This window comes from Alkalibacterium sp. m-11, from assembly GCF_054658155.1.
Window position 1 is genome coordinate 1 of sequence record NZ_BAAGIR010000690.1, and the last position, 215, is coordinate 215.

The 215-nt window shown below is 42.3% G+C and carries 1 protein-coding gene; it reads right to left on the reverse strand.

Annotation, left to right across the window (positions count from 1 at the left end):
• Window positions 1-215, reverse strand: a 215-nt coding sequence (locus ACYQ2O_RS13945) for a group II intron maturase-specific domain-containing protein (protein WP_459796897.1), incomplete at both ends; no start/stop codon positions are given.

Consider the following 215-nt stretch of genomic DNA (forward strand, 5'->3'; position numbering starts at 1 on the left):
CTCCACTTTCTTCACGAATGATTTGATGAAGCCTGTGCCGAAATAATTAATCCAGCCTCTTGTTCTGCTGTTTATTTCTTTGACAATCTCATCAAACTTCCCTGCTCGTTTACGTTTAGTCAAGCGTTTCAAGGTACGCATGAATTTCGCTTTGGCTTCTTTCGAAGGTCTGTAACGACAGACCCCATTCACTGTGGTTATCAGACAACCCAAGA